General features: G+C 40.9%; 19 protein-coding genes and 2 riboswitches. Of the genes, 5 read left to right on the forward strand and 14 right to left on the reverse strand.

Going from position 1 to position 21,500, the window contains the following annotated elements:
* Nucleotides 1-45 precede the first annotated feature (45 nt).
* Complete coding sequence (locus tag BI198_RS07640; RefSeq protein WP_070049018.1) at nucleotides 46-579, forward strand: MgtC/SapB family protein; 534 nt, start codon at nucleotides 46-48, stop codon at nucleotides 577-579.
* Nucleotides 580-687: 108 nt separating this feature from the next.
* The gene (locus BI198_RS07645; RefSeq protein ID WP_070049019.1) at nucleotides 688-2,247 is read left to right on the forward strand and encodes a cation:proton antiporter family protein; all 1,560 of its coding nucleotides are present in this window, start codon (nucleotides 688-690) and stop codon (nucleotides 2,245-2,247) included.
* A gap of 71 nt (nucleotides 2,248-2,318) precedes the next feature.
* Here BI198_RS07645 and BI198_RS07650 read toward each other — a convergent pair whose 3' ends face one another.
* Both BI198_RS07650 and glpK read right to left on the reverse strand, forming a co-directional pair.
* Nucleotides 2,319-2,690: a DUF3718 domain-containing protein gene (locus BI198_RS07650; protein ID WP_070049020.1), complete on the reverse strand. Its 372-nt coding sequence runs from the start codon at nucleotides 2,688-2,690 to the stop codon at nucleotides 2,319-2,321.
* Between the two features lie 99 nt (nucleotides 2,691-2,789).
* Nucleotides 2,790-2,880: riboswitch (cyclic di-GMP riboswitch) on the reverse strand.
* Between the two features lie 53 nt (nucleotides 2,881-2,933).
* Nucleotides 2,934-4,415 carry a glycerol kinase GlpK gene (gene glpK, locus BI198_RS07655; RefSeq protein WP_070049021.1) on the reverse strand — a complete coding sequence of 494 codons (1,482 nt, stop codon included), beginning with the start codon at nucleotides 4,413-4,415 and terminating at the stop codon, nucleotides 2,934-2,936.
* A 105-nt stretch (nucleotides 4,416-4,520) separates the two neighbouring features.
* On the opposite strand from glpK, the gene BI198_RS07660 reads away from it, so the two are divergent.
* Nucleotides 4,521-4,847, forward strand: a complete 327-nt coding sequence (locus tag BI198_RS07660; RefSeq protein ID WP_070049022.1) for a DUF1840 domain-containing protein — start codon at nucleotides 4,521-4,523, stop codon at nucleotides 4,845-4,847.
* Between the two features lie 51 nt (nucleotides 4,848-4,898).
* Here the strand turns inward: BI198_RS07660 and BI198_RS07665 are convergent, their stop codons facing one another.
* The 8 genes from BI198_RS07665 to BI198_RS07700 form a co-directional block, all read right to left on the reverse strand.
* Complete coding sequence (locus BI198_RS07665) at nucleotides 4,899-5,903, reverse strand: ArsA family ATPase (protein WP_070049023.1); 1,005 nt, start codon at nucleotides 5,901-5,903, stop codon at nucleotides 4,899-4,901.
* Nucleotides 5,894-6,166, reverse strand: coding sequence for a cory-CC-star protein (locus BI198_RS07670; RefSeq protein ID WP_070049024.1), 273 nt, complete (start codon nucleotides 6,164-6,166; stop codon nucleotides 5,894-5,896). The genes BI198_RS07665 and BI198_RS07670 overlap by 10 nt, the downstream gene beginning before the upstream one ends.
* Nucleotides 6,163-7,845, reverse strand: a complete 1,683-nt coding sequence (locus BI198_RS07675) for a carbon starvation CstA family protein (protein WP_070049025.1) — start codon at nucleotides 7,843-7,845, stop codon at nucleotides 6,163-6,165. Before BI198_RS07675 ends, BI198_RS07670 begins: the two co-directional genes overlap by 4 nt.
* Nucleotides 7,846-8,029: 184 nt before the next feature.
* Complete coding sequence (locus BI198_RS07680) at nucleotides 8,030-8,383, reverse strand: YdbL family protein (RefSeq protein WP_070049026.1); 354 nt, start codon at nucleotides 8,381-8,383, stop codon at nucleotides 8,030-8,032.
* A gap of 9 nt (nucleotides 8,384-8,392) precedes the next feature.
* Nucleotides 8,393-8,581 (reverse strand): YnbE family lipoprotein, encoded by a 189-nt coding sequence (locus BI198_RS07685; protein WP_070049027.1) that lies wholly within the window; start codon nucleotides 8,579-8,581, stop codon nucleotides 8,393-8,395.
* A complete protein-coding gene (locus tag BI198_RS07690) occupies nucleotides 8,578-11,157 on the reverse strand; it encodes a YdbH domain-containing protein (protein WP_070049028.1) in 2,580 nt (859 codons plus the stop codon). Before BI198_RS07690 ends, BI198_RS07685 begins: the two co-directional genes overlap by 4 nt.
* A 288-nt stretch (nucleotides 11,158-11,445) precedes the next feature.
* The gene (locus tag BI198_RS07695) at nucleotides 11,446-13,143 is read right to left on the reverse strand and encodes a M28 family metallopeptidase (RefSeq protein ID WP_070049030.1); all 1,698 of its coding nucleotides are present in this window, start codon (nucleotides 13,141-13,143) and stop codon (nucleotides 11,446-11,448) included.
* A 101-nt stretch (nucleotides 13,144-13,244) separates the two neighbouring features.
* Nucleotides 13,245-13,847 (reverse strand): hypothetical protein, encoded by a 603-nt coding sequence (locus BI198_RS07700; protein WP_070049031.1) that lies wholly within the window; start codon nucleotides 13,845-13,847, stop codon nucleotides 13,245-13,247.
* A gap of 98 nt (nucleotides 13,848-13,945) precedes the next feature.
* Here BI198_RS07700 and BI198_RS07705 point away from each other — a divergent pair, with 98 nt between their 5' ends.
* Nucleotides 13,946-14,215 (forward strand): DUF3081 family protein, encoded by a 270-nt coding sequence (locus BI198_RS07705; protein WP_070049034.1) that lies wholly within the window; start codon nucleotides 13,946-13,948, stop codon nucleotides 14,213-14,215.
* Between the two features lie 161 nt (nucleotides 14,216-14,376).
* Nucleotides 14,377-14,549, forward strand: a riboswitch (Lysine riboswitch).
* A gap of 88 nt (nucleotides 14,550-14,637) precedes the next feature.
* On the forward strand, nucleotides 14,638-15,987 hold the full coding sequence (gene lysC, locus BI198_RS07710; RefSeq protein WP_074467412.1) for a lysine-sensitive aspartokinase 3: 1,350 nt from the start codon (nucleotides 14,638-14,640) through the stop codon (nucleotides 15,985-15,987).
* Between the two features lie 73 nt (nucleotides 15,988-16,060).
* Here lysC and prsR read toward each other — a convergent pair whose 3' ends face one another.
* From prsR to BI198_RS07730, 4 genes are all read right to left on the reverse strand, one after another.
* Nucleotides 16,061-17,422 carry a PEP-CTERM-box response regulator transcription factor gene (gene prsR, locus BI198_RS07715; protein WP_070049036.1) on the reverse strand — a complete coding sequence of 454 codons (1,362 nt, stop codon included), beginning with the start codon at nucleotides 17,420-17,422 and terminating at the stop codon, nucleotides 16,061-16,063.
* A gap of 33 nt (nucleotides 17,423-17,455) precedes the next feature.
* Nucleotides 17,456-19,216: an XrtA/PEP-CTERM system histidine kinase PrsK gene (gene prsK / locus BI198_RS07720; protein ID WP_070049037.1), complete on the reverse strand. Its 1,761-nt coding sequence runs from the start codon at nucleotides 19,214-19,216 to the stop codon at nucleotides 17,456-17,458.
* 68 nt (nucleotides 19,217-19,284) lie between these two features.
* Nucleotides 19,285-20,028, reverse strand: a complete 744-nt coding sequence (locus BI198_RS07725; RefSeq protein ID WP_070049038.1) for a S1 family peptidase — start codon at nucleotides 20,026-20,028, stop codon at nucleotides 19,285-19,287.
* Between the two features lie 203 nt (nucleotides 20,029-20,231).
* Nucleotides 20,232-21,380 carry a Leu/Phe/Val dehydrogenase gene (locus tag BI198_RS07730; RefSeq protein ID WP_201243446.1) on the reverse strand — a complete coding sequence of 383 codons (1,149 nt, stop codon included), beginning with the start codon at nucleotides 21,378-21,380 and terminating at the stop codon, nucleotides 20,232-20,234.
* Nucleotides 21,381-21,500: the final 120 nt, after the last annotated feature.

The following is a 21,500-nucleotide window of genomic DNA, read 5'->3' on the forward strand; positions in this document are numbered from 1 at the left end:
ACACCACAATTACCAAAAACTAAAAGTCGGGTAAAGGAAAAAAAGATGTTGGATTGGTCGGTTTTATTGAGTATTGCCCCCTATAATTGGAGTGATATTGGTATCGCTTTATTATGCGGTAGCATCATCGGTATTGAGCGCCAATTAAGAGGTAAACCGGCGGGCATTAGAACCTCGATTTTGATTATAGTGGGTACTTATCTATTTATCGCAACGTCGATGTCTATCAATAGCGATATGACAGATCCATCACGTATTATCGGTCAAGTTATTACCGGTGTCGGATTTTTAGGTGCAGGTGTCATGTTAACGCGCGATGGCGTAGTGGTTGGCGTTACTTCTGCGGCAACAATATGGGTATTAGCGGCAATAGGGGTGTCTATAGGCATTGGTCATGGTGTAGTTGCCATTAAGTTATCATTATTTGTGATTGCTGTTTTGACCGGTATAGATTTTCTTGAAGACTCTTCGTCAGCAATGCGCCGTGGAGTACACCAAACTTACCAAGATTGGTTTGGGCGGAAAAAAGGCCGGTTATTTCGCCGCCGAAAACTTAATAAAACGCCAAAATCTGATTGATATATGTACAGAGTAAGGCTTGTTAATAGTCATAAATAAACAAGCAAATAAAAATAACAAAATATGCACAATGATTGTGCTGACATAAAGAAAAATTGGACGTTATAGATGTTAGAAGCAGTTTGGATAGGGTTTGCATTCTCGTTAGGATTAATAGTCAGAAGCATAGGCTTGCCGCCTTTAATTGGTTACTTGCTCGCGGGCTTTATGATTTCGGCAACCGCTTCTGATTTAAGTATGCCAGCAGAAGGTACGGAAATTATTCATCATGTTGCCCATCTAGGCGTGTTATTACTGTTATTTACCGTTGGTTTAAAACTCAATGTTCGCAGTTTGGGTAAGCCCGAAATTTTAGGCTCCAGCCTTTTACACTTTAGTGTCTCTATTATTTTAACTTTTCCTGCTGCTTTTTTCATTTTCAATGTCAGTTGGTATCAAGCCCTAATGTTAGCAGTGGCATTGGCGTTTTCTAGTACGGTATTAGCCGCTAAAGTATTAGAAAGTAAACGAGAGTTACGGGCCTTTCATGGTCGAGTGGCTATTGGCATTTTGATTATGCAAGATTTACTAGCGTTATTAGTGATGAGCCTAGCTAATGGCACAGCGCCATCACCTTGGGCGTTGTTAGTCTTTACCTTACCCTTATTTAGACCATTATTATTTAGACTATTTGATGCCAGTGGTCATGAAGATTTATTAATTTTATTCGGTTTACTTTTAGCCTTAGTCATTGGTGGTTCGGGTTTTGAAGCGGTAGGATTAAGCTCTGAATTAGGCGCACTGGTATTTGGGGCCATGTTGGCAAAGCATCCTAGAGCGGAGGAGTTATCTAAATCGCTTTGGAGTATAAAAGAGGTGTTTTTAGTCGGCTTCTTTTTACAAATAGGTATAGATGGTTTACCCGATAGCAATGCCTGGTTATTTGCCGGCGTAATGACATTGTTATTACCGCTAAAAGCCTTATTGTTTTTCTTATTATTAATACTGTTTAAATTACGCTCTCGTAGCGCATTTTTAACCAGTTTAAGCTTAACCAATTACAGCGAATTTGGTTTAATTGTAGCCAGTGTGGTGTTACCAGAGTGGCTGATCCCATTAGCCTTAACGGTAGCAATATCTTTTGTTATCTCTGCGCCGTTAAATCGCTTTGCTCACCCTATCTACGATAGAATTTGTAATAGACTGATGAAATTTGAGCGTAATATTCATCACCCCGATGAACAACCTGTCTCATTAGGTGCCGCTCAAGTATTAATTATGGGCATGGGCCGCACCGGAACTGCGGCATATAATTATCTGCAAAGCGATATTTCCTTAATTGCCATGGACTCAGATCCCGCGAAAGTGGCCAAGTTACAGCAGCAAGGCTTTAATGTGTTTTATGCTGATGCAGAAGATCAGGTGTTTTGGCAGGGACTTAATTTTGGTTCGGTGCAAGCGGTTATTTTAAGCATGAATGATGTTGAAGCTAAAGTGATAGCCGCCAGAAAGTTGAGGCAAATTGGTTTTAGCGGTGAAGTAGTTTCGCACAGTATGCATAATGACGAAGCCAATGAAATTATTGCTGCGGGAGCAAATGAAACTTATTTAACCATGTCTGAGGCCGGTGTGGGTATTGCAGAGCATGTTAAACAACGTTGTTTTACTAAAGATGTTGATGCAGCTTAAATACTAGCCTTGAACATTTTATAAAATAAAAAAGACGCCATTAGGCGTCTTTTTTGAATTAAACAACGAGCTTAGCTTGCGCTACGTTCTTTAATTGCACCAATAATTGGCGAAGCAGCAAAACCATTGCTTTGTGCCCATTCAACATCACCCGCAGCAGCAACTTGGCTACCAGGTAACTGACTAATAATAAAGCCTGCAGCATCTACAGCATTATTTTTAATCGCATGGCGAACTAATGGTAAACCGTCACAAACAATACCTTCATACACATTACGTAAACGTAAGCGATTGTCTGATAATGTTTTTCTTAAACTATTTTTATTATCAGCTGCAACATAAGAGCAAATAGATAGAGCTAATTGGTCATCAGCTAATACAGGAGTACTTACGAATGAGCTAGCAACGAAAGCAGCAGCAAGCGCAGCAAATTTAATGTTCATAATCAGGCTCCAAAAGAGTTATCAATGTAAGAAATCATATGAAAGGACAGCTTTAACGCCGTTTAACTCTGGAACAAACAGATTAAACATCGCTTTGGCGACGGTAGCCCAGCTATCTTAGCATTGTAATAATGCCTTAGATCTGAGGCTTTGCGTGTACACCTTTTCAGATGACTTGCCTTTCTTGGACGCGCATTCTAATCACTGCTGATTTTATAAGCAAGTACAATCGTAAACTTGTAGTTATTTGTTAATTATAGCTGTAACGCCATCTTGCCAACGTTGATAGAGGCTATCAGCTTGTAGCGGGGGAATTTTAGGATTGTACTGTTGATTAGCTTGCCAAACTTGCTGTATATCACTTAGGTCAGTGAAATAGCCTAATTGTAACCCTGCTAAAAATGCTGCACCTAATACACTGGTCTCAGCCGTGTGACAGCGTTGCAAGGGTTGTTGAGTAATATCGGCTAAAGCCTGTAAAAACCAGCTGTTTTCCGTCATCCCGCCATCCACTCTGAGTATATCCAGGGCAATTCCATCTGCTGCCATTGCCTGTAATAAATCGCGACTTTGATAACAGACACTTAATAAAGCGGCGGCGGCTAGCTCTGCTTTACCGGTATTGCGGGTCATACCAAATATTGCGGCTTGCGCATTGGGTTGCCAATAAGGTGCGCCAAGGCCGGTAAAAGCGGGAATTAATAATTCAGATTGTTGATAAGGCACTTGTTGCGCTAATGCTTCGGTGTCTGCAGCCTGCTGGATAATACCCAGTTTATCCCGCAGCCATTGCACAATAGCGCCGGCCATAAAAATACTACCCTCAAGGGCATAGGTTGGTTTAGCGTTAAGTCGCCAAGCAAGGGTGCTGATTAGTTGCTGCTGGCTAATGAATACCTTAGAGCCGGTATTAAGCATACTAAAACAACCCGTGCCATAAGTACTTTTAGCCATGCCAGGGGTAATACAAGCTTGACCTAATAATGCCGCTTGTTGATCGCCAATCATGGCGAATATGGGGATAGCACTACCAAATAAGTTAGTATCGGTATAACCAAATTCAGCTGCGTTATCTTTTATTTCGCCAAGTAATGAATCCGGAATATCAAATAAGCTTAGTAGCTTAGGATCCCACTCTTGGGTATGTAAGTTAAATAATAAGGTTCGACTGGCATTCGTGGCATCCGTAGCATGCACTTTACCGGCGGTTAAGCGCCATAAAAGATAGCTATCAACAGTGCCAAAGCAAAGTTCGGCATTATCGGCAGCCACTCGCGCATCCGGTATATTATCCAGTAACCAGGCTAATTTAGTGGCGGAAAAATACGGGTCAAGTCGTAAGCCGGTACGTTGCTGAATATCAGTTAAATGACCTTGCTGCTCTAACTGCAGGCAAGTTTGTGCAGTACGTCTATCTTGCCAGACAATGGCATTATATAAGGTTTTTCCTGTGCATTTATGCCACAGCAAGCTTGTTTCGCGCTGATTAGTTATAGCAATAGCGGCAATATCAGTCGCGTTAAGTTGGGCTTGTTTCAGTGCAGTGACCATACAATTATAAACACTTTGCCATAATTGCTCGGGGTTTTGCTCGACCCAACCGGGCTGTGGATAAATTAACTCGACTTCTTGTTGAGCTATTGTGATAGCCTTAAGTTGTCTATTATAGATAATAACGCGACTTGACGTCGTGCCTTGATCAATTGCAAGAATATATTCAGACATATCGTATAATGTAATAAATGCTTATCAGGTTAATAATTAATATTCAGACTAGCAGTAATCAGGCACAGTGCCTATATCAAATTCTTTATAGTATAAGAGGCGTTTATGATCGTAACTTTTAAATCTAAAGCGGGTAGTGATACTGCCTACTTTAAAAATATCGCACTTAAATTGTTAATGATGATGGGTAGAGATGACAAGGTCCCGTCAGCTTTTTATGCTGAAGACGTGCCTGCGGCATTACAGTCATTACAGCAAGCATTAGCCAAGCTTAAACAAGAGCAACAACAAGAACAGCCGCAAGAAGATGAAGCTGATATTAACCAACAGCAAGTGAAAAGCGAGCATGTGTCAATTGAGACTCGCGCTCAACCCTTAATTACCTTGCTAACAAAAGCAGTAAAGAAGCAAGAATCAGTTTTTTGGGAATAAACTATTTTAAGCTGCACTACTTAATTTAAATGCTATGCAAATAAGTAGTGCTTATAATCCTGCAGCCTCAAGCAATGTCGCCATATGTTCAAGGGCGGTTATCCCTTGAATATCAGTAGCCTGTAAAGGCACTTTATAATGGGCTAAATTAGCAAAATCATCGGCTATTTGTTGCAGATGCACTTTTTCTTGTACCCTACGCTGGGCTAAAAACTCACCGTCAGCACTATCGGGTAATATCCGATTTATCACTAAACCCGCCAGCGGTAGCTTTTCTTGCTGTAGGCTGGTGATTGCTCGACCAGTTTCTAAAATAGGTAGTTTTTCTGGAGTTAAAACAAATAATAATGCACTTAACGTGTGATCCGTTAATACTTCACGAGTACCTTGTAATAAGCGCTGTCGGGTGAGTAGGGTATCTGTTATAGCTTTATTACGAGCATCCATACCGGCAGTGGCATTCTCACTGGGATCGGTCAACGGATTATCAACATCACGGCCAGCTTTTGGCGCTAAATGACCTAATACATCATTTAATTTTTCTGAACGTTTATTGGCATTAAGTAGGCCTTGGGTCCACGCTGCCATGGCTTCAGGTAAACTGAGTAAGCGCAGCGTATGACCGGTAGGCGCGGTATCAAAAATAACCAAGTCATATTTTTCTAAGCCCATGGCAATAATATGCGATAAGCGTTCTAAAATTGCCGCTTCTTGTGCCCCGGGTGACTGACGGGTAAGGCGCATTTGTCGTTCTATCTCGGTATACATTTCAGGCCGAGTAAAGCGTTTTAACTGGGCACTAACTTTAGCTAAATGCTGTTCAACTTCTTTATCTGGATCTAACTCTAAGGCATCTAAATTGGCGGCTAAACGGGTAATGTTGTCACCGATATCCCGATTAAAAGCGTCGGCTAAGCTATGCGCCGGATCGGTTGAGACCAATAAGGTTTTTTTGCCACGTTGGCTAGCCAGCACTGCTAGGGCTGAAGCGGTAGTAGTTTTACCCACGCCACCTTTACCACCAATTAAAAGTATCCGCTTATCAGTTAACAACATTTAAAGTTATCCAGTGGTGAATGCTCCATACCCATACGGATATGCCAGTCATGAAAACGTTCCATTAATAAGGGTTGTAGCTCTAAAGTGTAATAACTAGCAGGATTAGGCACGCCCATCATTTCGGAAAAAATCAGTAACATAAATAAGTCGTCTTGCTCACGCTTTGCCCGCGCTATCGCAGAGCGATAGGGGGCATTGTAGGCTTCTTCAGCGTAAAAGCTGGCCTGGCGTAGCCAGGCTTTAACTTTTTCTAATTTCATGTCGCTTCAGCAGGGTTTTCTTTATTATATTTTAGCTGTCTGGCCAAGGTAGCACCAGATTCTAAGGTAACAAGAATTGCTGCAGCTAATACTACTAAGTCTAGGCTAAATAAGAACCAATCTTCTTTAATATAGAAGCTTTTTAGTTGGATTAGTAAGCCGAAAATAGTCATAAATAATAAAAATACTAACGGTGCTAGGGTATACCACATCGGGCGGCGTTTTTTCACTAACATAACCGTGATGACTAACAAGGTTAAACCGGCTAACAGTTGATTAGTAGTACCAAATAATGGCCATATTAATAAACCACCAGAACCATCACCGCCGGCACCGAATGATAATAATAAACACGAACCTACCGCTAATAAGGTTGCTGGAAACGCTTTTTGCATCCAACCGATATTATAAATAGCACCCCATTCTTGGAATATATAGCGTTGTAAACGTAAACCGGTATCCATAGTAGTACCCGCAAATAGCACCACCATTACCGTTAATAAGGTTTGAGATAATACGGTATCTAAACCCACACCGGCTTGTAGAATATTGGCTCCACCATGAATAAAGGCTGAGACACCGCCTTGACCGAATTGATGGTAAATAGCTTGCCAGTCGGCTAAGGTTGCAAAACCTGCTGTTGCCGCAATAATAGCGGCTAAGGCTAAAGAACCTTCACCAACCGCACCAAAGTAACCAACAAAACGTAAATCAGGCTCTTTATCTAATTGTTTAGACGTAGTACCACTGGCCACTAAACCATGGAAGCCAGAGATAGCACCACAGGCAATAGTGACAAATAACAGCGGGATCATCGAGGGTGTGCCTTCAGGTAAATCATTATTAAAGGCAGGGGCTACCAACTCAGGTCCAGAAATTAACACCGCAGCATATAATAAAATTAGACCGATAAATAATTGAATACCGTTAATATAATCGCGCGGTTGCAATAACATCCAAACTGGTAGCAGTGATGCAATACCAGCATAAACAAACAGCATAATAATCCATGACTGATTATCAGTGACTGGACCAATCATTTCAGGTAGCGATATTGGCATCATTGGACCAACATAAATCATGCCGTATAAACAAACAACACCGATAATCGTGACCAGCAATAAGCTCATATTTTTACGATAAATTAATTGGCCTATTACTAACGCGACTAAGATGGCACCCCAGACTGGAATGGTAGCACTGGGAAAGTTAATTAATTGGCCAGAGATAACAACAGCAAATACGGCATTTACCATTAGTAATACTAAGAAAATGACGATCATAAATAAACTACGAGCGCGATTACCAACCACTTCGCCGGTTAAGGCTCCGATAGATTTGGCTTTATTGCGATTACTGGCCCAGATAGCGCCGGCATCGTGGACACCTGCAAAAAAGATAGTACCAAATACCACCCATAAAAAAGCGGGTACCCAACCCCAAATTACTGCTATAGCAGGGCCGATAATAGGTGCTGCACCGGCAACAGAAGTAAAGTGGTGGCCCCAAAGGACATATTTATTGGTAGGAACATAGTCAATACCATCTTGCATGGTATGAGCTGGGGTTCTAAAGTGAGGATCCACTTTAAATATTTTTTCGCAAATAAACTTAGAATAGACAAAATAGCCTAAAGCCATAGCACCTAAGCCCATTAACATTAACAGAATTGCGTTCATCTACTGCCTCGTTGGGTTTTATTGTATTTTTAGTGATTAAATAATAGTACAGGAATAATGAAAATGAGGTATTAGACTTAAGTCGAAATGAAAATAACTAGGCAGGGGAAAGCCCTAACGAGCAGTATAGGCCTCGTTAAGGCGTGGTTTGGGTCTGGTTAAAGAGTGGTTGCAAGATGTTAAGTTAAGGTTTCTTTACCCAACGGCCATCTAATAAAATAAACTGTCCTGAGCTCGTGCGTTCTATGGCTTTTTTGCCCGCTAAAGCCTCAACATCAGATACGGCAATGCTATTGCGCTGCGCTAACTTGGTGTATTCAGCGCGTCGGGCATCATTTATTAGTTTAATCACCTCTTCCGCATTTGCATTAGGACTGACTAACCCAAGATAACCATTAGTTTGCTCGCCAACTAATCCTTCAGATTTCACTTGGCTCAGGGCCGACATGGCTTGTTGTAAGTTCATCGCCAATACCGGCAAGCTGATGGCAAAAACAGCCGTGAACAATAGAGTTTTGATGCTGGTTAAGTATTTCATAATTACTCCTTAGAATAAGCCGCTAGAATCGCTAAATAACTCATCAAGTTGTTTATCGACTTTAATAAAAATTTCATGTTGAATTTTGACATTCAAATTTATATTGATTGGCTCTGCTGGTAGCGCCACTTGCACTTTGGGCGTACAAGCAACGGCCAATAACGCCAAGGATAGGGCTATGGCACATTTTTTTATCATGGGGACTCTCCATTTGAAGCCTTAGCGGCTTTTTGTTGCAAACGCTGTTGTACGCGTCGTTTGATTTTTTCACTGATTTGACTGCTTAATTGCATACTAGTAATTAATGCTGGAATATCTTCCTCTAAATTAATATTAAAATTAATCGCACGGCCTTGTTCAAGAGTCGGATTTTTACCTTGAATCGATAACGCTAAAAACAGCCTGCCATTGGTATCGTAACTAACATTGCTAGATAACACTGAGTATTGAAAATTATCTAATGCTTCTAGTACCACTTTCATACCTTGATTACCGGCGGCCATACTCGATGCTGCAGGTGGGCGGTATTGTAATGCACCACCAGGGCTTTCTGCGGCAATATGGCCTTTTTCCACACTAACACCGCTACGGCTAATTAATAATGGAATAGTACCTGATATACGGCCGTTACCTTTTAAATCAGACGTAGGGTGCTGCTGTAATATTTTAGCTAATTCTATTTTATCTAACTGTAGCGTTATTACTTGTTGCGGCTGACTAAAATCTAGCTTTACAGGATTTGCCGTTACTTTGCCGCCCATGGCTGCAATGTCCAGTTGCTGTAAATCTACTACACCGGCCAGTAACTCGGTAGTATTCGCTTGATAACTAGCGCTAAACATAACCGGCCCCAACTCAACGCCCTGAGAAAATTCCGCCAGCTTAGCTTGAGGAATTTCAATATAGATACTATTTGCTGAGTATTCTAAGTGCATGTCAGCGCTTAAGGCTTTAAAAACACTGCGATCATAAATGCCTGATAGCTCATTAAAATTTATATTAGCCTTTATTAATGCTTGGCCCTTATTAACGTCAACACTACCGTTAGCTAAGATTTTACCGCGAGAAAATTCTAACAAGGCAGGCCATTGTTTAAAGCTTGCCGCCAGCGGATTACCCCCTAATATAAAAATATCATCAAGCTGCCACTGCACTTTTATGTCCTGAGGATTATAACTGGCTTGGTGGCTAACGGCTAAATTTGCCGCGTTTTCTAACCGGCCGTCTAAACTTAACTGGTTAATATTACCGCTGAGCTTAGCCTGATACTGCCAACGCTGTGGTAACAATTCTGGTTGTAATAAGGTCGCGATATCTAGCCTTACACTGCTACTAAGGGTTAAATCCTGAACGCTACTAAACTGGCTGGGCTGCAAGGTCAGCTTAACCTGCTGCGCGGTAATATCATCATACTTGACACTGGCAATATTTGCGTCCAATTGACTTAAGTCGAGTTGCCATGTTGCAGCTTGCCACAAGGCACTAAATTTTGCGTTTAAAGCCAGTTTGGTAACAGCAACTTGTTGCTCAGCAGACAGTTGGTAATTTAAGGCTTGTTGCTGCAGTTTTAGCTTAGCGTTATGCAATTGCACACTAAAGTTTTCACTGGCATTAACAATGACATTACTGCTAACTTCAGCTTTAGTCGCACCGACTGTTTTTATGTTAACGATTAAGGGTAGGGCATCGAGTGAAGGCTGGGCACTGCCATCAGCATTTACCTCAAGCATAATATCTTCAATCGCAATACCGAAGGGTTTAAAATTATGGCTAAATTTAGTTTGGCTAAGCATTAACGCAGATTGCAGTTGATAGTTGGTCACCTTACCTTGAGTTAAGCTTAACTCTGCTTTTAAATCACCTTTAAGTAAGCCGATATTAGGAATGCTAAGTTCAGTGGGCAAGTTAGCATTCAGCTGCCAATTGCCACTTAACTGTTGTCGCCAGTCTTCTTTATGTAAAGGTAATGGGATTGATAGCTGAGCTTGACTTTGTATATTCACCGGGGCGGTAAATTGCTCTACTGCCTGTGTAGGCATGTCTATTTGCCACTTAGTAAGTTGTTGCTGCAGCCAAGGTGATACCGGCTTAGCATTGAGCGCTATGTTGCTATTGGCACTAAGTATATTCACTGTTTGCGCCAGTTGTTGATGCAAGGTTAATACGATAGTGTCATCAATATTTAATTCAGTATTGACCTCCGGTAACTCATTTTCAGTATTTACCTGGCCGGATAAGGTGACTCGAGTGATATCGGGCTGTGCAGATTCAGCTAACTGGATCCGATAATCTACTAGTTGCGCTGTTTTGCTTAGTTCAGTATTAACGAGATAAGTACATTGCTGCTTAGCACAAGGTAACTGCAGTTGTACGTTATTCAGCTTAACCCTATTAGGCAGGGTATCTGGCAGTTTCCACTGTTGCGGTAGGCTAAATTCATTATTACTACTTTCTGCGGGTTCAGTCGCTTCTGGCCATTGTTTTAGCGCTAATTTACCTTGCTTAAGCGTAATCAAATCTAAACGGGGAGATAACACACTTTGCCATTGCCAGTTGATGGTTAAATTTTGCAGTTCAATATCGAGTTCCGGTTGGTGCAGGGTAAAGCTGAGTTGACTAAAACTAATCTGCTTCAGACCCATTTCGCTAATATCATACTTTAAATTTGTTATGGGCAAGCTGTTAAGTTTATGCTGCAAATACCCATAGCCTGCCATTAGGCTTAGCGCCAATAGCAGGACAACAATGAAAAGTATTTTAACCAGCTTAAACATAATTATGCCTTAAAATAATGCGCAATCTGAGAATGCTTTAAACAGTTTAATTAGAATGCTATGAATAGCTTATGAATATAGCAGTGCTGATTAAGTATAACTACTTATACCTAAACATACCTATTGCTATTGATAACGATACCAAACTACAAACCACGTTTCTGTGTTGGGTAAATGCAGCATAAAAAAAGGACTACCTTAGTTGTCTAAAGTAGTCCTTAGTATTGTTAGCGGTTATTGCTAACTAGGTAAGCGCTGCTAATCCGCTAAAGCTGCTTGGGCAACTGATTATTTACGTTCGGTTGCTGAAGCATCACGAATAGCGCGGAACTCATTGCCTTTGTACCAATTTGGCCACTGGCGACTGTTCGCTAGCTCGTTACCCACTTGATAGAATAACTGCATATCTTGCTTTGCACCGGTTAGATCCCAGTTATCATCATATTGGTCTTGTACTTTATGGTAACAGCACTTATTAAATTCAGCACGTTGGGCTTTGCCCCATTCCACGCCATGCTCTACATGATCATTACCGCTTTTAGCATACAAAATAGGCACGCCTTTTTTCGATAAGCTAAAGTGATCTGAGCGATAAGCAATACCGGCTTCAGGATTAGGCTCACGAACTTCATAACGACCTTGTTGTTTAGTATATTTGATTAAAATATCTTCAACTTCGTTATTACCTAAACCAACAATAACCATATCTTTCATTGGACCATAGACGTTCATCACGTCCATATTAATCGCCGCCACGGTTTTTTCTAATGGAAAGACTGGGTTAGCTGCATACCATGCCGAACCTAATAAACCACGCTCTTCAGCGGTAACTGCCACAAATACCACTGAACGTTCAGGTTGAGGTTGGCTAGCAAAATGTTCAGCAAGTGCCATTAAACCACCTGTGCCTGAAGCATTATCTTGCGCACCGTTAAATACTTTGTTGGTAGGGTTAGAGAAATCCATACCTAAGTGATCCCAATGGGCCATATACAACACATACTCATCTGGATATTTGCTGCCTTCAATATAACCGACCACATTACTCGAGGTTAATTCGCGTAAGTTACTTTTTACACTGATTGATGCTTTAGCTTTTAAATCGACTGGGGCAAAGTCTTTCTCTAGCGCTTTTTTATGCATAGTCGCTAAATCAGTACCCACATTTGCAAACAGTTTTTCTGCCGACTCAGTAGTGATCCAGCCTTCTACTTTGGCTAAATCAGCATTTTTGTTTTCATTAATTAAATCAAATTTAATTGGCGAACCATGAGCAACAACACCCCAACCATAACTTGCGGCATCAGTTTCATGAATAATTAATACCATAGCAGCACCTTGGCGGGCTGCTTCTTCATATTTATAGGTCCAACGGCCATAATAAGTCATGGCGTTACCATTAAATAAGTTTTCATCTTGGGTTGCAAAGCCAGGGTCATTAACAAACATCACCACAGTTTTGCCAGTAACATCTATACCTGCGTAATCGTTCCAGTCGTATTCTGGTGCCACGATACCGTAGCCAACAAACACCATGTCGCTGTCTTTAACGTCTACTTGCTCAGTAACTTGCTTAGTCCAAGCAGTCATATCATCACGATAATTAAATTGCGCCGGTAGGTTATCACCCGTAAGCGTTAACGCAGAAACCTTAACCGGGTCGATTTGGACTAAAGATACGGGTTGTTTATAACTATCACCATCTATTGGCTTTAAACCGATGCGTCGAAAATCATCTTCAAGATAAGCAACGGTTAATTCTTCACCCTTAGTTGCAGGTGCACGGCCTTGAAACTCATCAGAAGACAAGGTTTTAATATGCTCTGCTAATTTAGGGAAACTGGCTTGTTCTAAGCTGGCCACACTATCATGCTTTTTAGCTTGGCTGTTCGCTTGTGTTACTGTCTCATTATCGCTGCATGCACTTAGTGCAACGCAGGCTGCTAAAGCTGCGGCAATAGTTGAGAACCTGGAAAGGGTAGTCATAGTCGCTCCGTAATCATTGTTATTATAGGATGCCGCTATTAGCGACATCCTATATAGTAATCTAAGCAGTATGCTTGAACCAGTCACTTAATCGTAAAGCGTTAGTCTTTATAGCCCCAAGGAGTAGCAGGTACAGCCACTGGCTTGGTTAAATCAAAATCGACTCTAAATTCACGACCTTCACGGATTAAACGATAAGTGAACGTTTCAGGGTAAATATACATCTGCCAAATATTGCTGTTTGATTGCGGGTTACCCAGTCTAGCAAACGACTCTTTTGAGTATTGATCGGCAGGGAAGCTTTGCATGGTATCGAAGCCAGCATCCACAGTATGGCCGCCATACATTGTTGACTGGTCATAGCTACCATCTTCTAAACGGTGATCATGCTTTAAATTAAGCCCTGAACCGGTTTTAGTTATAATCCAAGTACGAGAATGATCATCGCCGACATGAAATGGGATCTGTAATTGCTGATCGGTACATTTGCGAACATGCATGATTAATTTACCTTCAAAACCATCGCTGGCAGGATTATTAACCGTGACCTTGCCTTCAAAGGCTTTACCACAATGCTGGCGTAAGTTATCAAAGTAGTTATCATGACTTGGGATTGAAACTAAAGGTGCTTCTTGTATTGTACTTGCAACAGCAGTAGCACTAAAGGCTAATGCAATACTTAAGATTAATGCATGCTTTTTCATGTTTATTTCCTTGTGAAAAAGCATGACTATACCCAGAACCTAGTATAGCTGCAAACTGAACTCGCGCTGAGAGGCTTTATTCTTGCTGGAGAAAAATAATGAAAAATGAAATAGATGGAAAGTTTTTATTAACTGTTTTTGCCAAAGTAGAAAAACACGGTAGTGCAATAACCAATGATTTAGGTGCTGGTTTTACTTTAGATGGCGTGACGGTAAACTCAGGGTTTGACGGTTACGAAGCTTACTTTGACAACGGTAAAGTACAATTGACTTTGGGCTTCCATAATCAATGGAATACCAATGCTGAAAATGAAATAGCATTTGATGAATTTATGAATATGTTGAATAAAATCAATAATAATTATTAGTTATATATGCATTTGCTCAGGTGTCGTTCAGCAAAATTCTCTAAAATGCTCGATAACGATATACATAGGTAGTAAATGCAAAATTAATGCATTTAGACGGCTAAAGGGCTGTTGCTAATAGTTAAAAAACGCGATATTGTAGCGCTGTCAATCGAACACGATAGACCAGAAGAGGCGCATTAGCCAGGTAGTTGTTGTTAGAAGTCTATACTTCGTAGCGGCAATAAGGGGGACTAATGCCGAGAAAACATCAGCTATAGAACTGTTGTTTTCGGTCGTTTAGGCTGAATCCTGACGACTGTCACCTAGTACTTGGTGGAGAGCTTCTGGCCTTTGTTAATTTCACAAGCGATCTACACCAATCTCGTTTTGCTATTAGCAAATGCCACGCTCTGCTTATTGTATTTTATAAGGAGAGAACCTTGCCTAATTTAACCGTTGCCAAATTTGGTGGCAGTAGCGTCGCTAATTATACTGCTATGTCACGCTGCGCCGATATTGTTTTAAGTCAACCTGCTATTCGCGTAGTTGTGGTTAGCGCCTGTACAGGCGTGACTAATTTGTTAGTGGATATTACCCAGTTTTCCAGTGTGGACGCACGTTTATCTGCTTACAGCGGTATTGAAAATATTACCTTTGCTGTTATTGCCAAGTTAAAACAAACTGATGGTGTAATGGCAAGTACTCAAGCATTATTACAGCGCTTAAAACACCTAGTTGAACAGCATGATCATGTGTATTCAGCGGCAGAAAAAGATGAAATAGTGTCTTTTGGTGAGCGTTTAAGTTCAGTTTTATTTAGTCAAGTTTTGCTTGAACGGAATATTGCCGCTTGCTGTTTTGATGTCAGGCAAGTCATGCGTACTGATAGCCATTTTGGTAAAGCCGAGCCTAATATCAAAGCCATAAAAGTACTCTGTTTAGAAAAGCTTACGCCTTTATTAGCCGAGTCAGTCGTGGTTACTCAGGGCTTTGTTGGCGCCAATGAATTAGACCAAACAACGACCTTAGGCCGAGGCGGCTCAGATTATAGTGCGGCTTTATTAGCCGAGGCGTTAGCTGCGGATGTAGTACAAATTTGGACCGATGTCGTTGGCATTTTCACCACTGATCCGCGTTTAACCGAACATGCCCGCTGTATTAAAGAAATAAGCTTTGATGAAGCCGCAGAAATGGCAACCTTTGGCGCTAGGGTAATTCATCCGGCCACTTTGTTGCCTGCAATACGGCAAAATATAGCAGTGTTTGTAGGATCTAGTCGGGAGCCTGAATCCGGTGGAACCTGGATTGCTAAAGAGGTTGCTGAACGACCAGCATACCGGGCGATAGCGCTACGAAAATCGCAAACCCTGATCACTTTAAAAAGCCCTGAGATGCTGCACGCAGCTGGTTTTTTAACTCGTGTATTTGATATTTTGAGTCGGCATGAAATATCTATCGATTTAGTAACCACCTCTGAGATAAGTGTCGCGTTAACCTTAGACCAAGGTGGAATGACAACGGCGTTTAGTTCCGATATTGATTTAGCATTATTTGAACTAGAAAAGTTTTGTGATGTAACAGTCGAGCGCGGTTTAAGTTTAGTGGCGGTAATTGGCAATCATTTACATAGCAACCAAGGTGTAACCGGCGAGCTATTTAATACCTTAGAGCGGATAAATATGCGCTTAATTTGCCATGGTGCCTCTAAACATAATTTATGTTTTTTAGTTCAAGATACTGAAGCGGTAGATGTAGTAAAACAGTTACACCAAAGTTTATTTGCCGCTTAATAGCTTTTGCCCCTAGTAATCTACAGAACCTAGCGATTTAGCGTTAGGTTCTGTAGAGTATGGTTGAAGTGGTTTATTGCTGGGTTTCGCTTTCAGTTGTACGTAAGTCGAGTAATTTATATTTTTCAATTAAAGCGTATAAAGTGGGTCTGGTAACACCTAAAATATCTGCAGTTTTAGACAGATTTCCGCTAGCTAAAGAATGGGCATGACGAATCGCTTGGCTTTCTGCTTGCTCTCTTACCATCCGCAAGGTAGCTGTTTTACTGCTTTGTGCTGTTAAGCCTAAGTCTTCTGCCGAGATTTGTTTACTATCAGCTAAAATAACAGCTGATTTTAGTTTGTTTTGTAACTCTCGAATATTACCAGGCCAACTATGTTGCATCATGGCTTGCATTGCACAATCACTAAATCCTTGAATTTTACTATTAAACTCATCATTAAAGCGGTGTAGTAAGGCTTTGGCAATAACAATAATATCGTGCCCGCGATCACGTAGTGGCGGGATCACTAGAGTGATTTCACTAATACGATAGTATAAATCTTCACGAAAACTCTGCTCGGCTACCATCTCGGATAAATTACGGTGAGTGGCACAAATAACTCGGACATCGACTTCTATTTCTTGACGGCCACCGATACGTTCAATAACACGCTCTTGTAAAAAGCGTAACATTTTAGCTTGTAAACTAAGCGGCATATCACCAATTTCATCCAACAATAAGGTGCCGCCATTGGCGCATTCTATTTTACCTAGAGTCGTTTTATTGGCGCCAGTAAAGGCACCCCGTTCATAACCAAATAATTCACTTTCTAGCAGGTTTTCAGGAATAGAAGCACAGTTAATCGCCACAAAAGGCTTTTTGACTCTTGGGCTTTGTTTGTGAATGGCGCGGGCAAATACTTCTTTACCGGTGCCACTTTCACCCAGTAATAAGGTGGTGATTTCAGTTGGAGCAATTTTCTCTACTGTGCGGCAGGCTTTAATCATGGCATCACTATTGCCAATTATTTCTTGCGCGGCAACGTTACTACTGCGTAAGGCACGATTCTCAGCCTCTAGTTGCGCTAGTTTAAAGGCACGATTTAATGTCACATTTAGGACGTCAGCATCTATTGGTTTTTGATAATAATCATAAGCACCTAAAGCTATAGCTTTAAGGGCATGACTATTATCGGTGTTACCGGTAATAACGATGACTTTACAATTAGGATTAAAGTTTAAAATATCGTTTAAACAGGCTAAGCCTTCAGTAGCATTTGCTTCATCTGGTGGTAGGCCTAAATCGAGGGTGACAACATCAGGTTCATAGCGCCTAAGTTGAGTGAGTGCTGATTGTCTATCTTGGGCAAACACCAACTCAAATTCAGATAAACTCCATTTTAGTTGTTTTTGAATACCAATATCGTCTTCTATGACTAGTATCGTTTTCATCTAACCGTCCTTGTAATAACAACTATACAGTAGTTAGTGTAATGGAAGCATTAAGGTAAAAGTAGTTCCCACTGCTAAAGTGCTGCTGACTAATAATTCGCCCTGATGCTGAGCAGCAAATTGTTGCGCATCATAAGCACCAACGCCCATGCCAGAGTTTCCTTTGGTTGAATCAAAGGGTTTAAATAAACGTAAGCGAATAAACTCTTCTGACATACCATAGCCTGTATCGCTAATACTAATTATGGCATGGTTTTTTTTAACTGCCAAAGTGACCTGTACTTCACCTTGCTCTTCAGTAGCATGCTGAGCATTATCAATTAAATGATATATCACACTGGCAAAGCGTTCTTTATTTAATGATAGCTGAACTTCAGCCGTTGCCGTAAATGACGGTAGGGGCAACTTAGTAGCACAACGTTCACTGACAACTTGGCTAATAACAGTATTGACGCTAAAAATGCTATCTTCACTTGATTGGCTTCGTTTAGAGCTAAGTTGTTGTAACATATTATTTAAGCGCAGTTGCATAGCCGCTAACGTGGTGAAACTATCATCAATAAATTCAGGATTATGACGATGTTTAATACTGTTTTTTAACAGTAAATCGAGTTGAGCTTTAACATTTTTTAAGTCGTGGACAACAAAGGCAGACATACGACTAAAGGCGGCAAATTGCGCATTTTCACTCAGCGTTTCACTGGCTTGCATTAACAGTAAATAACTACCTACTTGCTCAGAAACCAGCATTAAAAAATCGCGTAACTCCCAGTTTAAATTCAGTTGGTTTACATCTGGCGCATTGAGTAAACATAAGCCCCATAATTCGCCTTCTGACTGTATAGGTATGGCTAATTGGGCGTCAATAGTCTTTCTATTACTAAGTTGCTGCACAAACGCATCAGCAGGATCTTGTAAATCGACTAACCAGTATTTATCGGCAAATGTGGCGGCATAACGAGTAATAAGTTGAGTTTCGGCGGTATTAAGTTCAGCCCGTTCGTAGCGCGCTAAGGGGATGAAGTTTTGACCTTGGGTATAACGAATAATGCAACCGCGGCTATAGCCAATAGTATCTAGCCAAGCTTTTAGAATTGTTTGGTATTGATCGGGTTGGCTTATATCTATTTGGCGTAAATGTCGTGTTAGCTCTAGCCATTTTTGGCGGTAATCAAACTTATTGGCAAAAAAGTGTTTTTCAATGTAAACCCTAAGTTGGCGACGAACAGCACCAGAAAATAACAATACCGCCAACATGGCAAAACCGAGTACTAAGAATGTCGCTTGGATTAAATGTGACCACTGGCCACCAATATAACGGATATAAAAGCCTGCGATGGCAATTAAGCTTAAGTAAACACCTGCAGCAAACACCAACGAGCTTTGTAGCACAATATCGCGAGAAATATAAACATTAATGCCCCAAGCTTGAATACGCCGTACTGAAATAATTAACAGCGGTACCATAGCAGCATAAACAAAGCCGCGCGCAGACCAAAGTTGATTGTTAACTTGAGCAAATAATGCCGATTCGGCAAATAAAATAAAATCAAATAATACGCATATAGTAAAGCCTAACACTAAAGGTTTATATTGCCATTTATTGCTATTAGCACGGCGATATAAGGTTTCTAGTAGTGCGAGCTGTATAACGCAAAGTACCAAGCTACCGGTGAAAATCATATAAGCTGAGACTAATTGCCAACTGCACATAATGGCCCAGACAATCATGATTAAGCTAAAGACCTGCACATAGCGCTTGTGCCAAAAGTGGCTAAACTGTAATTCGGTCAAGTGCCAACTGAGTAAAAAAATCCATTTACATTACCCTAAATCTAGGCTGTTTATCCGGCATCAATTTTTTACTTTAATAAAGTGTGTAAAAAGTGGATTGGAATAGCGTAACTTATATTGCTGGGATCACTTAATACCGCTTCTCGGGTCGATTTAACAAACACCTTATTTACCACGCCAATAACCTTACCCGTTTTAATGTCGACCAAAGGGCTGCCGCTATTACCTGGATAGGCAGTAGCATCTAATTGATAAAGTAAAAATGGCTGCTGTAATTGGCGCAAAGCTCTGCTATTAAGACTATTGGAGTTATCAGCAGGAATAGCAATGGGCGTGAGCGCGGAAATAATACCAGTATGGGTAGCGGGATATAGGCCTAATACTGCTGTTATCGGATAACCTATTAAAGCAATAGAACTGCCTTCGGCAATCAGTTTGTTATTAGCCAAATTAACGGTCGGTAGCTTTTCGCCAATACTTAACACGGCTAAATCATGGGTAGAGTCAGTTTTGGTAGATAACACCGAGTGCATTTTAATGTCGCTACCATTCCCAGAAAGTACAACATAACTTTCATTGCGCTCGGTATTTAATAGGGCGGAAACAACATGGTAATTTGTTACGATTTTACGACCATCAGCTACCGCAAAACCAGTACCCACTAAACGAATTCGTGGGGCAGCTAAGGGGTTGTGGATACCGATGGCAACAATTGCAGGTTTAATGTCACTGATAACTTGTACCAGATCGGCTTTGACAGAAAAGCTAAATAAGCCAAGAAAAAGCAATGCACTATATAAAATTTTTAACATAAGTTAGACACTCCATATCTACAATATTATGTTGCCATTTTATCTTAGCGTAAGTTAAGCCAAATTGCTGTAATCAATTAGTCTTTTACCTGAATTGAAATTAATAGAAAATAGTTGAAATGATAAAAGCAAAATAGTTTTTTAGTCTAAGAAAGGAAACCAGCCACTTGTCTAAATGGCTGGTTTAATACTAGGTAAGATGATTAAATTTTACGACCTTGGCTGATAATTTCTTGAGCCATTAAATCGGCAACAGTACTGGTAGGTAATGCTTGCTCATCAGCACGTTGGAATAAGTTTAATAAGGTATCGTAAATTTCATTTACTTTCGCGGTAGACTCATCCGCGTTATAACCTTCAGTGCGCATTTCAAAGGCAACGTTAATAATACCGCCGGCATTGATAACGTAATCAGGCGTATATAAAATACCTTGTTGTCTTAACACTTCACCATGACGCTTTTCTTTTAACTGGTTATTGGCACAACCGGCTATTACTTTAGCTTTTAACAGAGGAATAGTGTCATCGTTAAGCGTGGCGCCTAGTGCGCATGGCGAATAAATATCAGCTTCGACGCTATAAATTTCGTCTAAACCAACGGCTGTCGCGCCAAATTGATTTACTGCACGCTGCACGGCTTCTTGATTAATATCGGTAACAATTAATTTGGCACCTTCTTTGTGTAGGTGCTCACATAAGTAAAAACCAACACTGCCCAAACCTTGAACGGCAATGGTTTTACCCGATAAGTCGTCGCTACCAAAATAGTGTTTTGCTGCAGCTTTAACGCCGCGATAAGTTCCTAAAGCCGTAAAAGGGGCAGGGTTGCCACTTTTGCCTTCTAAACCAGCAACATAAGGAGTTTCTTGATGCACTTGCATAATATCGCTAGTGGTAATATTTACGTCTTCAGCACTGTAGTAAGTACCTGATAAACGATGCACCATACGGCCAAATGCGCGAAATAGCTGCTCTGACTTGATCTTTTTGGCATCACCTAAAATTACGGCCTTACCACCACCTAACGGCAAACCAGCCATCGCATTTTTGTAAGTCATACCACGAGATAAGCGTAATACATCGTTTAATGCCGCTTCATCTGATGCGTAATCCCATAGTCGACAACCGCCCACTGCTGGGCCTAAGGCCGTGCTATGCACTGCAATAATGGCTTTTAGCCCCGTTTCAGCATCACTACAATAAACAACTTGCTCATGATTATCGAACTCAGAATGATTAAATACTGCCACGACTGATTTCTCCGTTAATAAGATAAGCTTATCGCTTTTAACTGCGATAGGTGCGACCACTGTCCCAGATGACAGCGTATTTTCTGCGGCGCAATGTAGCATTTCATGTCAGCTTTCACCACTGTAGCCGTAAAATATAAGCTGGTCATGCCAGTTAAAGGCTAACAAAATATATCAGTGCTTGATTGTCATTAACGTCTGCCCTAAAGTAAGGAAAACTAA

The sequence above is a fragment of the Rheinheimera salexigens genome (assembly GCF_001752395.1).
GTDB classification, from domain to species: Bacteria; Pseudomonadota; Gammaproteobacteria; order Enterobacterales; family Alteromonadaceae; genus Alishewanella; species Alishewanella salexigens.

Bases quoted from the DNA above. Each gene is read 5' to 3' on its own strand.
- BI198_RS07640 (WP_070049018.1), top strand. From the start codon at position 46: ATGTTGGATTGGTCGGTTTTATTGAGTATTGCCCCCTATAATTGGAGT.
- BI198_RS07645 (WP_070049019.1), top strand. From the start codon at position 688: ATGTTAGAAGCAGTTTGGATAGGGTTTGCATTCTCGTTAGGATTAATA.
- BI198_RS07650 (WP_070049020.1), bottom strand. From the start codon at position 2,690: ATGAACATTAAATTTGCTGCGCTTGCTGCTGCTTTCGTTGCTAGCTCA.
- glpK (WP_070049021.1), bottom strand. From the start codon at position 4,415: ATGTCTGAATATATTCTTGCAATTGATCAAGGCACGACGTCAAGTCGC.
- BI198_RS07660 (WP_070049022.1), top strand. From the start codon at position 4,521: ATGATCGTAACTTTTAAATCTAAAGCGGGTAGTGATACTGCCTACTTT.
- BI198_RS07665 (WP_070049023.1), bottom strand. From the start codon at position 5,903: ATGTTGTTAACTGATAAGCGGATACTTTTAATTGGTGGTAAAGGTGGC.
- BI198_RS07670 (WP_070049024.1), bottom strand. From the start codon at position 6,166: ATGAAATTAGAAAAAGTTAAAGCCTGGCTACGCCAGGCCAGCTTTTAC.
- BI198_RS07675 (WP_070049025.1), bottom strand. From the start codon at position 7,845: ATGAACGCAATTCTGTTAATGTTAATGGGCTTAGGTGCTATGGCTTTA.
- BI198_RS07680 (WP_070049026.1), bottom strand. From the start codon at position 8,383: ATGAAATACTTAACCAGCATCAAAACTCTATTGTTCACGGCTGTTTTT.
- BI198_RS07685 (WP_070049027.1), bottom strand. From the start codon at position 8,581: ATGATAAAAAAATGTGCCATAGCCCTATCCTTGGCGTTATTGGCCGTT.
- BI198_RS07690 (WP_070049028.1), bottom strand. From the start codon at position 11,157: ATGTTTAAGCTGGTTAAAATACTTTTCATTGTTGTCCTGCTATTGGCG.
- BI198_RS07695 (WP_070049030.1), bottom strand. From the start codon at position 13,143: ATGACTACCCTTTCCAGGTTCTCAACTATTGCCGCAGCTTTAGCAGCC.
- BI198_RS07700 (WP_070049031.1), bottom strand. From the start codon at position 13,847: ATGAAAAAGCATGCATTAATCTTAAGTATTGCATTAGCCTTTAGTGCT.
- BI198_RS07705 (WP_070049034.1), top strand. From the start codon at position 13,946: ATGAAAAATGAAATAGATGGAAAGTTTTTATTAACTGTTTTTGCCAAA.
- prsR (WP_070049036.1), bottom strand. From the start codon at position 17,422: ATGAAAACGATACTAGTCATAGAAGACGATATTGGTATTCAAAAACAA.
- BI198_RS07725 (WP_070049038.1), bottom strand. From the start codon at position 20,028: ATGTTAAAAATTTTATATAGTGCATTGCTTTTTCTTGGCTTATTTAGC.
- BI198_RS07730 (WP_201243446.1), bottom strand. From the start codon at position 21,380: ATGCTACATTGCGCCGCAGAAAATACGCTGTCATCTGGGACAGTGGTC.